Annotated in this window: 12 protein-coding genes; 7 read left to right on the top strand and 5 right to left on the bottom strand. The window is 74.8% G+C overall.

Features of this window, described 5'->3' with window-relative positions:
* Window positions 1-43 precede the first annotated feature (43 nt).
* The gene (locus B086_RS0134185) at window positions 44-2533 is read left to right on the top strand and encodes a hypothetical protein (protein ID WP_018570939.1); all 2490 of its coding nucleotides are present in this window, start codon (window positions 44-46) and stop codon (window positions 2531-2533) included.
* Here the strand turns inward: B086_RS0134185 and B086_RS0134180 are convergent.
* The 4 genes from B086_RS0134180 to B086_RS0134165 all read right to left on the bottom strand — a co-directional run bounded on the left by B086_RS0134180 (window position 2503) and on the right by B086_RS0134165 (window position 7203).
* Entirely contained in the window at window positions 2503-4944 is a 2442-nt protein-coding gene (locus tag B086_RS0134180; RefSeq protein WP_018570938.1) for a right-handed parallel beta-helix repeat-containing protein, read from the bottom strand. The two genes, B086_RS0134185 and B086_RS0134180, sit on opposite strands and share 31 nt — an antisense overlap.
* A gap of 192 nt (window positions 4945-5136) precedes the next feature.
* Complete coding sequence (locus B086_RS0134175) at window positions 5137-5742, bottom strand: hypothetical protein (protein WP_018570937.1); 606 nt, start codon at window positions 5740-5742, stop codon at window positions 5137-5139.
* A 165-nt stretch (window positions 5743-5907) separates the two neighbouring features.
* Window positions 5908-6732, bottom strand: coding sequence for an MOSC domain-containing protein (locus B086_RS0134170; RefSeq protein ID WP_018570936.1), 825 nt, complete (start codon window positions 6730-6732; stop codon window positions 5908-5910).
* 42 nt (window positions 6733-6774) lie between these two features.
* Window positions 6775-7203 (bottom strand): DUF6643 family protein, encoded by a 429-nt coding sequence (locus tag B086_RS0134165; protein ID WP_026253062.1) that lies wholly within the window; start codon window positions 7201-7203, stop codon window positions 6775-6777.
* A 299-nt stretch (window positions 7204-7502) separates the two neighbouring features.
* Between B086_RS0134165 and B086_RS0134160 the strand changes: the two genes are divergently transcribed.
* Entirely contained in the window at window positions 7503-8849 is a 1347-nt protein-coding gene (locus B086_RS0134160) for a TerD family protein (RefSeq protein WP_026253061.1), read from the top strand.
* A gap of 23 nt (window positions 8850-8872) precedes the next feature.
* Here B086_RS0134160 and B086_RS0134155 read toward each other — a convergent pair whose 3' ends face one another.
* A complete protein-coding gene (locus B086_RS0134155; protein ID WP_106436200.1) occupies window positions 8873-10042 on the bottom strand; it encodes a glycosyltransferase in 1170 nt (389 codons plus the stop codon).
* A 69-nt stretch (window positions 10043-10111) separates the two neighbouring features.
* Between B086_RS0134155 and B086_RS0134150 the strand changes: the two genes are divergently transcribed.
* The 5 genes from B086_RS0134150 to B086_RS0134130 all read left to right on the top strand — a co-directional run bounded on the left by B086_RS0134150 (window position 10112) and on the right by B086_RS0134130 (window position 14774).
* The gene (locus tag B086_RS0134150; protein WP_018570932.1) at window positions 10112-10897 is read left to right on the top strand and encodes a glutamate racemase; all 786 of its coding nucleotides are present in this window, start codon (window positions 10112-10114) and stop codon (window positions 10895-10897) included.
* 116 nt (window positions 10898-11013) lie between these two features.
* On the top strand, window positions 11014-11556 hold the full coding sequence (locus B086_RS0134145) for a hypothetical protein (protein WP_018570931.1): 543 nt from the start codon (window positions 11014-11016) through the stop codon (window positions 11554-11556).
* A gap of 193 nt (window positions 11557-11749) precedes the next feature.
* Window positions 11750-13360 carry an apolipoprotein N-acyltransferase gene (gene lnt, locus B086_RS0134140; protein WP_018570930.1) on the top strand — a complete coding sequence of 537 codons (1611 nt, stop codon included), beginning with the start codon at window positions 11750-11752 and terminating at the stop codon, window positions 13358-13360.
* 79 nt (window positions 13361-13439) lie between these two features.
* Window positions 13440-13919, top strand: a complete 480-nt coding sequence (locus tag B086_RS0134135; RefSeq protein ID WP_018570929.1) for an NUDIX hydrolase — start codon at window positions 13440-13442, stop codon at window positions 13917-13919.
* A gap of 54 nt (window positions 13920-13973) precedes the next feature.
* Window positions 13974-14774, top strand: a complete 801-nt coding sequence (locus tag B086_RS0134130) for a 3-hydroxybutyrate dehydrogenase (RefSeq protein ID WP_018570928.1) — start codon at window positions 13974-13976, stop codon at window positions 14772-14774.
* Window positions 14775-14825 lie beyond the last annotated feature (51 nt).

Genomic DNA, 14825 nt, shown 5'->3' with positions numbered 1-14825 from the left:
GGGACCGGCGAGGACCACGGCGCGTCACGGGGGAGGTGCGGCGATGGAGCGGACACGACGGCGCCCGGCGCCCGGCGACGCACCGGACGGCACCCGCCCGGACCCGGCGGACACGCCCGGCGGCCCGGCCGCCGGCCCGGCCCCGCCCGCCCTGGAACTCCTCGTCCACGGCGTCGGCGGCACCACACCCGAGCAGATGCTCGACGACGGACGCACGGTCCGCGTCACCGGCGACGACACCGCGGCCGTCTACCGGCGCGCCGCCGACGCCGACGCCGAGACCCGGCCCCGGGCCCACGACGGCCGGCCGGTGCCCGAGGCGTACGTCTGGTGCAACCTCACCTCCGGCGACGGCAGCCGCGCCCTGTGGCTGTTGCTGCTGCCGTTCATGGTCGTCAACCTCGCCCACTGGATGCGCCCCGCCGCCCACCGGCGCCCGCGCACCGTACGCCTGTACGGCCTCCTGGTCCGTCTCGCCGGACTGACCCTCACCGTGCTGCTCGTCGCCGCCGCCTGCGAGGTCGCGCTCGACCTGGCCGCCTGGCAGTGCGCGGGCACGCGCGCGTGCACCTCGCGCCACTCCTGGCTGGGCTTCCTGGCACCCGCGTCGGGCGGCTGGTGGAGCCAGCCGGGCCGCCGCCTCGCCCTGGCCGCCCTGGTCCCCGCCGCCCTCACCGGCCTGCTGTGCTACCTCTCCCACCGCACCTGGAGCGCCTACGAGTCCCAGCAGCCGCCGACCCCGGGCGACGGACCCGGGGAACCCGGCGGCGGCGCCCTGGCCCGCCCCGGCTTCTGGTACGGCCGCCGCCTGGTGGCCCGGCTGCGCGCCGCCCACACCGCCGCCGGACTGCTCACCGTCGCCGCGGCGGTCGCCACCCCGGCCGCGCACTTCGACCGGCGGCCCGGCGGCCCCGCCGCCCTGGACGTCCTCGGCTGGCTCCTGCACGCCGCCCTGCTCACCACCGGCGCCGCCGCGGTGGCCGTCGTCTGCCGCCGGGGCCGCAGCGAACACCGGCCGGACCGGCGCCTGGACCGCCGCCTCGCCCGCCGGCTGCCGCTCGGCGCGCTCCTGCTGCTCCTGCTCGCCGTCCTCTACGCCGGCTGGTCGCGCCCGTCCTGGACATCCACCGGCAGACTGCCGGGCGACGCCTCCTTCGGCGCGCTCTCCCTGACCCAGGGCCTCCTGGTCGTCGCCCTGGCCGCCACCGCCCGCACACTGCACCGCAGCCGCCCCGCGGGCCACAGCCCCACCGACACCCCGCCCGGACCCGGGGCCGCGCTGCACGGACAGGGCGGACCCGCGGTCGCGATGCTGGCCTGCGCGCTCGGCGGAGTGATGTCCGGCGGCGTCGCCCAGCGGGTGGCCGACTGGCTGGACGGCACCGGCGGACGGCTGCCCGGCCCGCCGGTCCTGCTCACCTGGCAGGCGTCCGTCATCCCTGTGGTGCTCCTTCTGCTGCTGGCGCTCGCCGGACGCCTCACCGCACGCACCTGGCGACTGGCCCGCACGGAACGCGCCCGCGTGCTCGGCGACTTCGCAGGCCGGCCCGCCGACCGCGAGCGCACCCGCCGGATCGCGCGCACCCGCGCGATGGCCACCCTCACCGACGAAGGGCCCCTCGTCGTCGGTGTCGTCTCCGCGGCCACCCTGGCCCTCGGCACCGCCGCACTCGTCGGCGCCCTCGGCACCGGCCGCACGCCCGTCCAGGCCGCCGGCGGAGCCCACCCCGCCGTCCAGGGCGCCGCCCAGACCGCGCAGGCACTGGGCTCCTGGCTCGTCGGACTCGGCTTCGTCCTCTTCGTCACCTGGGGCCGCCGTGCCTACAAGGACGCCTCGGCCCGGCGCACCATCGGCATCCTCTGGGACGTCGGCACCTTCTGGCCGCGCGCCGCCCACCCCTTCGCCCCGCCGTGCTACGCCGAGCGCGCCGTGCCCGACCTCACCTGGCGCATGGCGACCTGGACCCGGGCCACGGGCGGACGGCTGGTCCTCTCCGGGCACTCGCAGGGCAGCGTGCTGGCCGCCGCCGCGGCCTGGCAGCTCACCCCCGCGGTCCGCGCCCGGGTCGCCCTGCTCACCTACGGCTCCCCGCTGACCCGCCTGTACGGCCGCTGGTTCCCGGCCCACTTCGGCCCCGACGCCCTCACCGGACTGCACCGCGACGTCGCCTGCTGGCGCAACCTGTACCGGCTCACCGACCCCATCGGCGGACCCGTCCTGCTGCCGCGCGACGACGCCGGACCGGACGTCGACCGCGCCCCGCTCAAGGACCCGCTGGTCCACGGCCGTACGGCACGGCACCCGCTGCCCGCCCCGATCCTGGGCCACTCCGACTACCAGGCCGACCCGGCCTTCGCCGAGGAACGGCGACGGCTCCTGGCCCGGCTGCGCCCGGACCTGCCCGCGCCGCGTCCCGCGCCCGGCGACGCCGCCGATCCGGGCTCCGCGCCTCCGGACACCGGACCCGGGAGCGAGGCACCGCCCCCGGACGCCACCGGGCCTCAGGGCAGTTCGGGCAGATCCTCGGCGTAGAGCAGCGTCAGATCGTCGGTGTCCGGATCGTCGAGCTGCGCCACCCGGCCGGCATGGCGCTCCACCATCGCCTCGAACGTCTGGCGCGCGGTGCGGCCGTTGCCGAACGCCGCGCCCCGGGGAAGCTCCGTGAAGTACTTCAGCAGCGCCTCGGCCGTCCCCTCCGCGAGCCGGTACTCGTGCTCCTCGGCCTGCTGCTCCACGATCCGCAGCAGCTCCCCGGGGCCGTAGTCGCCGAAGGTGATGGTGCGCGAGAAACGCGAGGCCACGCCCGGGTTGACCGACAGGAAGCGCTCCATCTCCGCCGTGTACCCGGCGACGATCACGACGACCGCGTCGCGATGGTCCTCCATCAGCTTCACCAGGGTGTCGATGGCCTCCTTGCCGAAGTCGCGTCCGGCGTCCTCGGGGGAGAGGGCGTACGCCTCGTCGATGAACAGCACTCCGCCGCGCGCCCGTTCGAACGCCTCCTGGGTGCGGATCGCGGTGGAGCCGATGTGCTCGCCGACCAGATCGACGCGGGACACCTCCACCAGGTGGCCCTTCTCCAGCACCCCGAGCGAGGCGAGGATCTCGCCGTACAGGCGGGCGACCGTCGTCTTGCCGGTGCCGGGGGAGCCGGTGAAGACGAGATGGCGTTTGACGGAGGCGGCCTTCAGACCGGCCTGCTGCCGCCGCCGGCCCACCTCGATCATGTCGGTGAGGGCGCGCACCTCGCGTTTGACGCTGTCCAGGCCCACCAGCGCGTCCAGCGCGCCGAGCACGTCCTTCGCGGTGCGCACGGGCTGCTCGGGCCGCGGCTCGGACGGCAGGGGCTGAGGCTCGGTGCTCCGCTGCCCGGGGATCACGCCGAGCAGCCCGGACGAGGTGTCCGCCGTCTGCACGGCCGTCTCCCTGGGCGCGGACGCGGGCGGGCGTACGCCGGCGCTCTCGTCGCTGGTGCAGTCCTCGACCACCGGTCCCGCCCCGGCCGCCGGGTCCCCGCCGTCCGCGAACTCGTACCCGCCGCGCGCGCAGCGTTCCGTACGGCACTTCTTCAGTGTCGTACGGCAGCCGTCGATCACATGGAAGCCGTAGCCGCCGCTGCCCGTCACCCGGCAGCCGTGGAAACTGCCCCGGCCCCCGGCGGAGACGTAGAAACCGGCCTCGGCGGGGGAGACGACGGTGCAGCGCTCGATGGTGGGGTCGGCGCCCTTGGTGACGATCACACCGGTCTGGGTGGCGTCCACGGTGCAGTTGTTCAGGGTGCCGCCGCTGCCGTGGTCGCGGAACCAGGCACCGGTGGCCGCCTCCTTGATCCGGCAGTCGTCGAGCTGCGCGGTGGCGCCGTCGCTCACCGACACCGCGGTGTTGCGCACCTGGGACAGGTCGCTGTCGACGACGTCCGCGCGGGAGCCGCGGTCCAGGACGAACAGCGCGTCCGGCACGTCGTGCACCCGGCAGGAGTCCAGGACCGCGGTCGCCCCGTCGCTGACCCATACGGCCGGGTAGTCGCCCGTACTGTCGGCGATCTCGCACTGGTTGGCGTCCACGCGGGTGCCCGGGTCCCACACCGACAGGCCGTTGCGCCCGAAGCGGTGCACGGTGGTGCGGGTCAGCGTCAGCACGGAGCGCGACCTGAGGTCCACCGCGTTCTCCGGGATGTCGTGCAGCCGGCAGTCGGCGAGGGTGAGCACGGCGTCCGTGTCGAGGGTGACGCCGTCGGCGGTGGTGCGGTGCACCTCGCAGTCGGTGAGGTGCGCGGAGGCGCGCCCGCTGACCTGCACGCCGCTGCCGCGGACCTCGTAGACCTCGCAGCCCACCGCCTCCAGCGCGGAGTTGTCGCCGGTCACGGCGAGTCCGGGGCCCGAGGTGTGGTGGATCCGGCAGCGTTCGAACCGGGGGCGGGCGCCGTCGCGGACCGCGACCCCCGACTGCCCGGCGGCCACGACCTCGCACTCCTCGAACACCCCGCCGGCCAGGCCGAGCACGGCGATGCCGATCCCGGCCGGATTGTCCACCGTGCACCGTCGCACCGTGGGCCGGGCACCGCCGCGCACCTCCAGTCCGGAGGCGGACCGGGTCACGATCCGCACGTCCCGCAGCTCCGGTGTGCCCTCCTCCACCAGCAGCGCGGGCGCGGTCGGGTCCTGGCCCTCCACATGCAGGTCCTGCACCACCGCGGAGGCGCGCACGGTCAACGGGACACCGTCCAGGGGCGCGATGCGCACCGCGCCGGGGGAGCCCTCGGGACCGCGCAGGGTCACCGGCCGCTGGACGACGAGGTTCTCGCGGTAGGTGCCCGGGGCGACGGTGAGGACGTCGCCGTCCGCCGCGGCCTCCAGGGCCGCGGCCAGCGATGCGTACTCACCCGTGCGGCGCCGCCACCGGGATGTGCCGGTGTGCGTCACCTGGACCGTGCCCTGTGCCATGGCGTTGCCGTGCCCCCACCTCGTCGTACTGATGGCTCGTTCACCTTCGGGGCGCCGCACCCGGTGGCGGGACCGCGGCCGTGCTCAGCCCTTCGGGCCGCCGCGCGCACGCGCGCGGAGAGTCGCCGAACGCGTCGGCCGGTCCACCGTAGCGTGTGCGTGGACGGTCGGTTGACCGGAGTCGCGACGCCGTCAGCTGCCGGCGCCGGTGCGGCCCCAGTCGGGACCCGCACGGTCCCATGCCTGGTCCCAGCGGGCGTACCTGCGGCGGACCAGGCGCCACAGGACCAGTCTGCGTATGCACTCGGTCAGGCCGGCCGCCAGCAGGGCGGTGCCGAGTCCGGCCAGCACCGCGTGGGTGGTGGCGGTGGCGGTGTCCAGGGGGCGGGTGACGGTCCGGCCGTGCCGGTCGGTCCACAGGCCGAAGCGGTCGCCGGGGTGCGGGTGTCTGAGGTCGGTGCTGACCGGGCCGTGCTGCCGGGTGCCGTCGGGACCGGTCCAGTCGGCGAGGACGCGGCTGCGGATCTCCCGGCCCGTCGCGATCTCCGGATCCGGCGCCGGAGCGGACGCGGTCAGTCCGCGGACGACGACGGCGGAGACCAGGTGCCGGGTGCGGTGCTGGTCGCGCACCGTCCGCTGAAGGGCTTCCTGGGTGACGGAGCCGACGAACGAACCGAGCACGGGGGCGGCGACCAGGACGAGCAGCAACGAGGCCAGGGCCAGCCAGGATTCGACCAGATCGGTGGTGCGCCGCAGCGGGTTGTGCCGCCAGCGCCAGAGTCCGCAGATCGCTCGCACGCTCCCGCACCCCCTTCCCGCTCCGTGATAACCCCCGGCGGAGCCGTTCGTCCGCGAACCCGGTCGAAGAGAGAGGTACATCACCCCGCACGGGGACTCTCACGAACCTCTCACGAAACCCCAACGAGCGGGCCGCCGCCGGGGGTTCCCGGGACGGGGCGGATGTCACTCCAGGATCGTGACCGGGTCGCCGAGACGGATGGTGCCGGTCGTCTCGGGCACCAGGTTCTGTCCGAAGACCAGGGAGCCGCCGAACCGGCGGTGCCGGCCGAGGGTGCGCAGCGGCTCCTTGCCGCGGGCGCCGGTGTCCTGGTCGGTGGTGGTGACCACGCACCGGCCGCACGGCTTGGCGACCCGGAAGGAGACCTCTCCGATCGCGACGCGCTGCCAGTCGTCCTCGGCCCAGGCGGCGGTGCCGCCCACCACGACACTGGGCCGGAAGCGGTTCATCGGCACCGGGCCCTCCTCCGCGCGGTCGCCCTCGGCGATCAGCGAGTTGAGGGAGTCGAGGGAGGACAGCGACGTGAGCAGCAGCGGGAAGCCGTCGGCGAAGCTCACGGTCTCGCCGGGGCGCGCGAAGGCCGGGTCGACGGGCCGGCGGGTGGCGGGGTCGTCCATGTGCGCGAGGCGCACCTCGGCGCCCACGAGGGCGCTGCACCAGGCGTGCGCGGCGTCGCCTGCCGCTACGGCCTCCACCTTGTCGCCGAAGATGTCCACCGTGACCGTCGTCCCCGGTACCGGCACGGGGACCGTGAGCGGCTCGTGTCCGGGCGCGGACAGCCGCAGGCCGCCGCCGGGCAGCAGCTCGGCGACGGCCGGTGCGAGATGCGGCCGCTGACGCTGGGTGACGACCTTTCCCCCGTCGTCGATCAGCACCCAGCGCCGGTCCCCGGCCAGTCCCCAGGGCTCCACCACGGCCTCCCGCAGCCCCACGGGCCGGAACGCCTTGACCGGGTGGATGTGTATCGAGCGCAGTTCCGCAGTCCCCATGACCTCATCCTGCCAGGTGGCAGGGACAGCCGGGGAGAACGATCAGTAGCCGCGGTACTGCTGGTTGTTGTACGGGTCCTGGTACGGCGCGGCGGCCGGGCGCGGGGCCGCGGGGCGCATCGCCTCGTAGCCGGTGCCGTTGACCATCGGGCGGGGCAGCTGCTGCTGCGGGCCCGGGTAGCCGCGCGGCGCGGCGGCCTGCTGCGGGATGTACGCGGCGGGGGCCTGCTGGAGGGGGGCGGGCTGCTGCGCCTGCGGGTAGCCGTAGGCGGGCTGGGACGGGGCTGCCGGCAGGGCGGGCAGCGCCGAGGGAAGCGCGGGCAGGTGGCTTCCCGTGTCGTACGGCGCGGGGACCCGGATCGGGGCGATCTGCGGGGTGCCCCGCTCGGCGACGAGGGAGTCGTAGATCGGGGTGTCCGGGAAGGAGGCGGAGTAATAGCCGCCGCCATAAGTGGAGCGGGGGGAGGTCATGGCCATAAGTTAAGCCCACGATGTGCTGGTTGGGGAGACCGATAAGAGGGTTGTTTTCCGTGTCGGCGGTGACGTGGGATCCCCAATACGAGCGAAATTGACAAAAAGGGGCGCCGCGGACGGCTCGGATCCTGTAAAAGAGCAGGGTTCTGGGGGGTTACCGGCGGTCGCCCCGGTCGGTTCCGCCGCTCGCTGTGGGAGTTGTGCGCCGCCGGGCATAGGTTGGGCGGGGAGTGAGCCGACGAACTGCCGTGAGCCGGGAAACCGCCTGGCCGAAGTGATGGGGGCGCGACATGTCCATGCCGAAGGGATCGAACACGCCGGTGCCGACGACGGCCCTGCGCGTCGAAGTGGGCCGGCGTTCCGGTCCCGGCGTCCCCGACGTGGACGCCTCCGCCCTGCTGCTCGCACCGAGCGGGAAGGTGCGCTCGGACGGCGACTTCGTCTTCTACAACCAGCCGGCCCACACCTCCGGCGCGGTACGGCACGAGGGCAAGCGGGACGCCGCCGGGCAGGTGACGGACACGCTCGTCGCCGACCTCGCGCGCGTGGAGGCGGCCGTCGACCGGATCGTGCTCGCCGCGTCGGCGGACGGCGGCGCCTTCGGCCAGGTGCCGGGCCTGTACATCGAGGTGCGGGACGCGGCGGCCGACACCGTCGTCGCCCGCTTCGACAGCAGCGGTGCCAGTGTCGAGACCGCCTTCGTGCTGGGCGAGTTCTACCGCCGCCAGGGCGCCTGGAAGTTCCGGGCCGTGGGCCAGGGATACAGCAGCGGACTGGCGGGCCTGGCCACGGACTTCGGCATCACCGTCGACGAACCGCAGCACGCCGCGCCGCCGCCCCCGGCGGGCCGCACCCCGGCACCGCCCGCGTTCCCGCCCCCGGCCCCGGCGACGGCCGCCCCCCTCGCGCCGCCGCCCCCGACCGGCCCCCCGGCGCCCCTGCCGCCGCCCGTCGGCGCCACCGGCGCCGTGCCCCCGCCGCCCCCGGCTCCCGCCGCGCCCCCGGTGCGCCTCACCAAGGTCACGCTCACCAAGGCGGCGCCCTCCGTCTCGCTGGCCAAGCAGGGCGGCACCTCGGGCACCATGCGCGTCAACCTCAACTGGCAGGTGCGCAAGCAGTTCTCCGGCTGGACGGGCAAGCGCGGGCGGGCCACCGCCATGCACTCCGACCTCGACCTCGACCTGTGCGCCCTCTACGAACTCAGCGACGGCCGCAAGGGAGTCGTCCAGGCCCTCGGCAACGCCTTCGGGGCACTGCACCGGCCCCCGTACATCCACCTCGACGGCGACGACCGCACGGGTGCCGTGACCGACGGCGAGAACCTCACCCTCAACCTCGACCACACCCACGACTTCCGGCGCGTCCTCGTCTTCGTGACCATCTACGAAGGGGCCCGGTCCTTCGCCGACCTGCACGCCACGGTCACCCTCCAGCCGCAGCACGGCGCCCCGGTCGACTTCTCCCTGGACGAGTGCACGGTCCCCTCGACCGTCTGCGCCCTCGCCCTGATCACCAACACCGGGGGCGACCTCGTCGTCCAGCGCGAGGCCCGCTACCTGGTCCCCGCGCGCGGGGTGAGCCCCCAGCGCACCGTCGACCACGCCTACGGCTGGGGCATGAACTGGACCCCCGGCCGCAAGTGAGCCCGGCCCCTCCCTGATTGCCCTCAGCCCTCCTCGGGCAGGGCGTCCGGACGCGCGTAGGTGCGGCCCTTCCAGGCCGCACCCCGCCCCCGGTAGTGCTGCACGGCCGAGTCCACCGTCATCAGCAGATAGAGGAACGCCGTGAACGGCAGCAGCGGCGCGAGCCACAGCGGCCGGCGGTAGTACCGCAGCATCGGCGCATACGTCGCCGCCATCACCAGCCACGCCCCGCCCCCGGCCGCGGCCGTCGTCGCGCCGCCCCACCACAGCCCCGCGACCAGCGCCACCGGCGGCACCAGATACACCAGCGCCAGCCCCGCCACCGTCCCGGCCAGCACCAGCGGGTTGTGCCGCAACTGCGCGTACGCGCTGCGCGAGACCATCCGCCACAGGTCGTGCAGCCGCGGATACGGGCGCACGCTGTCCACCCGCTCGGCCAGTCCCAGCCAGATGTGCCCGCCGCCGCCCTTCACCGCGCGGGCCAGGGCCACGTCGTCGATCACCGCGTGCCGGATCGAGTCCGGGATCCGCGCCCGCTCGGCCGCCTCGGCGCGCAGCAGCACACAGCCGCCCGCTGCCGCCGCCGTCCGCCCGCCCCGCCGCCCGATCCACCGGAACGGATACAACTGCGCGAAGAAGTAGACGAACGCCGGTACGACCAGCCGCTCCCACAGGCTCTCCACCCGCAGCCGGGCCATCTGCGAGACGACGTCGAAGCCCCCGGTGCGCGCGGCGGCCACCAGCCGGCGCAGGCTGTCCGGGGCGTGCGCGATGTCCGCGTCCGTCAGCAGCAGGTACTCCGGCGCACGCGCGCGTGCCAGCGCGATGCCGTGCCGCACGGCCCACAGCTTGCCGGTCCAGCCGTCCGGCGGCTCACCCGGCGAGTCCACCGTCAGGGGCAGCCCGCCGCCGCGCCGCCCCAGCTCGCGGGCCAGTTCCCCGGTGCCGTCGGAGCTGCCGTCGTCGACCAGGAACACCTCCGCCCGCCCCGGATAGTCCTGCGCGAGCAGCGACGGCAGGCTCTCGCCCAGGACCGCCGCCTCGTCCCGCGCCGGGACCACGACGCAGACGGCCGGCCACTCCTGCGGTCCCGGCTCCCGTCCCGCGGGCAGTCGCACGTCCGTACGCCAGAAGAACCCCTGGCCGAGCAGCAGCCACAGCCAGGCGGCGAGGGATCCCAGGGCGGTCCACATGATCACGCTCACCCCCGCAGTCTGCCCCACCCGGACGGCCGGTTCGAGGGGATCGTCTATCGTGGCCGGGTGAAGATCGCGCTCATGGACTCCGGAATCGGGCTGCTGGCGGCCACCGCCGCGGTACGGCGCCTGCGCCCCGACGCGGATCTCGTCCTGTCCCTGGACCCGGCCGGCATGCCCTGGGGCCCCCGCACCCCGCAGGACCTCACCGCTCGCGCCGTCGCCGTCGCCGAGGCCGCCGCCGCGCACGCCCCGGACGCCCTGATCGTCGGCTGCAACACCGCGACCGTGCACGCGCTCACCGCGCTGCGGGAACTCCTGGAGCCGGACCTCCCGGTCATCGGCACGGTCCCCGCGATCAAGCCGGCCGCGGCCGGCGGCGGACCGGTCGCCATCTGGGCGACACCCGCCACCACCGGCAGCCCCTACCAGCAGGGCCTCATCCGCGACTTCGCCGGCGGTGTGCCGGTCACCGAGGTGCCCTGCTGGGGCCTGGCCGAGGCCGTCGAGCACGCCGACGAGACGGCGATCGACGAAGCCGTCACCGCCGCCGCCGCACTGACCCCCGACCAGGTGACGACCGTCGTCCTGGGCTGCACCCATTACGAACTGGTCGCCGAGCGCATCCGGCACGCCGTGCAGGGCCCCGGGCACCCCCCGCTGGTCCTGCACGGATCCGCCGGTGCCGTCGCCGCCCAGGCACTGCGCCGGATCGGCGGCCGTCCCGCGCCCGCGGCCCCGGCCGAGGGCACCGTGACGGTGCTGCTCAACGGCGCCGAGAGCGCCCTGCCCGCCCCGGCCCTGGCCTACGCCGAAGGGCGCCTCCTGCGGGCGGCCACCCCCGCCCGCTGACGCACCGCCCCCGCCGCCGCCCGGGGCCGGTCGTGCGCCCGCGCGGGCGAGCGCCCGGGACACTCCCCGTGTGCGACGCGCTACCCAGGCGGCGAAACCTGGGTAACCTCGAAGGCATGAGGGACCCTTCCCGTGTCGAGAACGGCCCGCATCCCGAGGTGTGGACAGGGCGGGCCACCAACCGGTTCCAGTGGCTGCTGGCGCTCGTCGGCGCCGCCTGCCTGGCGCTCGGCATCGAGCTGGCCGTCGACTCCGCCTGGAGTTCCGGCGTTCTCGCGCTGGTGATGTCCGTCGTGGGCTGCATCGCGGCCGGACTGCTGGTCCTCTTCGGCACCCTCGCCTTCGTCCATGTCGCCCTCAAGGTCGACAAGGAGTCCCTGGAGGTGCGCTGCGGCCACATCGGTCTGCCGCGCCGCCGTATTCCGCTGGCCCATGTGGCGGGCGCGGACTTCGTCCCCCATGTCACCCCGCGCCACTGGGGCGGCTGGGGGTACCGCTGGCGGCCCGAGAAGGGCACCGCGGTGGTCGTACGGCGTGGCGAGGGCGTCGTGCTGCGTCTGTGGGACGGCCACACCTTCACGATCACCGTCGACAACGCCGAATCGGCGGTCCGGGTGATCAGGGCCCGGCTGCGCCCGCCGGCACCCGGCCCGGCCTGAGCCCGCGGGCCACCGCCGCGCGGGCCCCGGAGCCACGACCGGGGCGGCCTCCCGGAGGCCCCAGGTCCGGAGCCCGTGATTCCGCCCCCCGCCGCTCCCGTCCGCCGTACGCGCGCCGGTGACGGCCCGGACACCGGTTCACGCCCGTGCACCGTGCTGTCAAGGGGCAGGAAAGCCGCCGTACACTCCCGGGGTGACCGTCACCGCAACCTCCGTCGACGAGTCGGACCGGGTGGGCCCGCCCTCCGCCCGCGCACCCTGGCCCGCGCGACTCGTCCGGCTCGTACCCGCCGTCGTGGCGGCACTGTCCGGCCTCCTCCTCTACGTCAGCTTCCCGCCGCGGACCCTGTGGTGGCTGGCCCTGCCGGCCTTCGCCGCCTTCGGCTGGGTACTGCGCGGGCGCACCTGGAAGGCGGCGCTCGGTCTGGGCTACCTCTTCGGCCTCGGCTTCCTGCTGCCCCTGCTGGTGTGGACCGGCGTGGAGGTCGGCCCCGGCCCCTGGCTGGCGCTGGCCGCCGTGGAGGCACTCTTCGTCGCCCTGGTGGGCGTCGGCGTCGCGGCGGTCTCCCAGCTGCCCGCCTGGCCGGTGTGGGCGGCGGCCCTGTGGATCACCGGCGAGGCGGCACGCGCGCGCGTGCCCTTCCACGGCTTCCCCTGGGGCAAGGTCGCCTTCGGCCAGGCGGACGGCGTGTTCCTGCCGCTGGCCGCGGTCGGCGGCACCCCCGTGCTCGGCTTCGCGGTCGTCCTGTGCGGTTTCGGCCTGTGCGAGGCCGTACGCCTGGCGGTCCATGGCCGGCGCACCGGGACCCTGCGGCGTCCGGCCGCCGCCGTCGCGCTGCTGAGCGTGGCCGTGCCGGTGGGCGGCGCGCTGGCGGCCCGCACCCTGGTCAGCGACAAGGCCGAGAACGGCACCGCCACCGTCGCGCTGATCCAGGGCAACGTGCCGCGCGCGGGCCTGGAGTTCAACGCCCAGCGCCGCGCCGTGCTCGACTACCACGCGCGGGAGACCGAGCGGCTGGCGGCTGAGGTCGAGGAGGGCAAGGCGCCCCGGCCCGACGTGGTGCTCTGGCCGGAGAACTCCTCCGACATCGACCCCCTGGAGTTCCCGGACGCGCGCCTGGTCGTCGACCAGGCCGCCAAGGCGATCGGGGCGCCCGTCTCGATCGGCAGCGTCGTGGAACGCGACGGCAGGCTGTACAACGAACAGATCCTTTGGGACCCGGTCAAGGGCCCCCTCCAGACGTACGACAAGCGGCAGATCCAGCCCTTCGGCGAGTACCTGCCGCTGCGCTCGCTGCTCGGCGCGATCAACGGCGACTGGACCTCCATGGTCCGGCAGGACTTCAGCCGGGGCACCGAGCCGGGCGTGTTCACCGTCGGCGGCACCCGGATCGGCCTGGCCACCTGCTACGAGGCCGCCTTCGACTGGGCCGTGCGCGACACGGTCACCCACGGCGCGCAGATGATCTCCGTACCGAGCAACAACGCGACCTTCGACCGCAGCGAGATGACCTACCAGCAGCTCGCGATGTCCCGCGTCCGCGCGGTCGAGCACAGCCGCACCGTCACCGTCCCGGTGACCAGCGGCGTCAGCGCGGTCATCATGCCCGACGGCCGCATCACGCAGAAGACCGGCATGTTCGTCCCGGCCCACCTCGTCCAGAAGGTGCCCCTGCGCTCCTCGCGCACGCCCGCCACCGAGCTGGGCGTCCTGCCGGAACTCGCCCTCGTCCTGGTCGCAGCGGGCGGCCTGGGCTGGGCGATCGGAGCCGGTGTGCGCGGGCGGCGCGCCCGGGACGTGTGACCGTACGCCGGGCGGACGCGCCCGGCCGCCCCGCGGATCGGGCGGTGACCTGGGACGTCCGCCCGTTAGGGTCGGCCCCATGGCTACTCCTGACTTCATCCGCACGATCCGGGCCTCGGCGGGCACCCAGCTGCTGTGGCTGCCCGGGGTCACCGCCGTGGTCTTCGACGACGAGGGCAGGGTCCTGCTGGGCCGCCGCTCCGACACCGGCAGGTGGTCGGTGATCGGCGGGATCCCCGAGCCCGGCGAGCAGCCCGCCGCCTGCGCCGTGCGCGAGGTGCACGAGGAGACCGCGGTGCACTGCGTCACCGAACGGGTGGTCCTGGTCCAGGCGCTGTCCCCCGTCACCTACGCCAACGGCGACGTCTGCCAGTACATGGACATCACCTTCCGCTGCCGTGCCGTGGGCGGCGAGGCCCGGGTCAACGACGACGAATCACTCGAGGTGGACTGGTTCACGGTGGACGCCCTGCCCGAGCTGGACGAATTCGCCCTGTTCCGGATCAAGCAGGCCCTGTCCGACGCCCCCACGTGGTTCGACACTACGGACCTTGGCTGAAGTGTGGGTCGCGCCCACATGTAGTGGGGCGGGGGGCCTGCCTAAGGTCGACACATGACCTCGCCCAGCCCGCATCCTGCCCCACAAGGCCCTCCGCTCGACCTCGGCGGTCGCACCGCGCTCGTCACGGGCGCCGCCGGCGGGATCGGCCGCGCCTGCGCGCTCCGGCTGGCCGCCGCGGGAGCCGAGGTCAGAGCCGTCGACCGGGACGCGGAGGGCCTGGCCGCACTCGCCGCACACGCCGCTCGTCTCCCGGGCGCCCTCGAACCCCACGTCCTCGACCTCACCGACCTCGACGCCGCCGAGCACGCGGCGGCGGGCACCGACGTGCTCGTCAACAACGCCGGGATCCAGCTCGTACGCCCCATCGAGGAGTTCCCGCCCGACGTCTTCCACACCGTGCTGACCGTGATGCTCGAAGCACCCTTCCGGCTCATCCGCGGCGCCCTGCCGCACATGTACGGGCAGGGCTGGGGCCGGATCGTCAACATCTCCTCGGTGCACGGCCTGCGCGCCTCCGCCTACAAGTCGGCGTACGTCGCCGCCAAGCACGGCCTCGAAGGTCTGTCCAAGACGGCCGCCCTCGAAGGCGCCCCGCACGGAGTCACCTCCAACTGCGTCAACCCCGCCTATGTGCGCACCCCCCTGGTCGAACGGCAGCTCGCCGACCAGGCCGAGGCCCACGGCGTACCCGAGGAGCGGGTCCTGTCCGACATCCTGCTGAAGGACAGCGCCGTCAAACGCCTGATCGAACCGGAAGAGGTCGCCGAGGCCGTGGCCTACCTGTGCGGCCCGCACGGCTCCTTCGTCACCGGCAGCTCGCTGGTCCTCGACGGCGGCTGGACCGCCCACTGACCTGCACCGTCGTCACCGAGAACGGAGTTTTCCACAGGGCCCGGCGGACCA

Origin of the sequence: Streptomyces sp. PsTaAH-124, from assembly GCF_000373685.1 — a bacterium.
Lineage (GTDB): Bacteria > Actinomycetota > Actinomycetes > Streptomycetales > Streptomycetaceae > Streptomyces > Streptomyces andamanensis.
Note: the sequence above shows the minus strand (reverse complement) of the source record. Positions and strands in the feature narration are given on the sequence as shown.

What these genes read in the sequence shown, in the direction of transcription:
- B086_RS0134185 (WP_018570939.1), top strand. Translation starts at nt 44, where the DNA reads ATGGAGCGGACACGACGGCGCCCGGCGCCCGGCGACGCACCGGACGGC.
- B086_RS0134180 (WP_018570938.1), bottom strand. Translation starts at nt 4,944, where the DNA reads ATGGCACAGGGCACGGTCCAGGTGACGCACACCGGCACATCCCGGTGG.
- B086_RS0134170 (WP_018570936.1), bottom strand. Translation starts at nt 6,732, where the DNA reads ATGGGGACTGCGGAACTGCGCTCGATACACATCCACCCGGTCAAGGCG.
- B086_RS0134165 (WP_026253062.1), bottom strand. Translation starts at nt 7,203, where the DNA reads ATGACCTCCCCCCGCTCCACTTATGGCGGCGGCTATTACTCCGCCTCC.
- B086_RS0134160 (WP_026253061.1), top strand. Translation starts at nt 7,503, where the DNA reads ATGCCGAAGGGATCGAACACGCCGGTGCCGACGACGGCCCTGCGCGTC.
- B086_RS0134155 (WP_106436200.1), bottom strand. Translation starts at nt 10,042, where the DNA reads ATGTGGACCGCCCTGGGATCCCTCGCCGCCTGGCTGTGGCTGCTGCTC.
- B086_RS0134145 (WP_018570931.1), top strand. Translation starts at nt 11,014, where the DNA reads ATGAGGGACCCTTCCCGTGTCGAGAACGGCCCGCATCCCGAGGTGTGG.
- B086_RS0134135 (WP_018570929.1), top strand. Translation starts at nt 13,440, where the DNA reads ATGGCTACTCCTGACTTCATCCGCACGATCCGGGCCTCGGCGGGCACC.
- B086_RS0134130 (WP_018570928.1), top strand. Translation starts at nt 13,974, where the DNA reads ATGACCTCGCCCAGCCCGCATCCTGCCCCACAAGGCCCTCCGCTCGAC.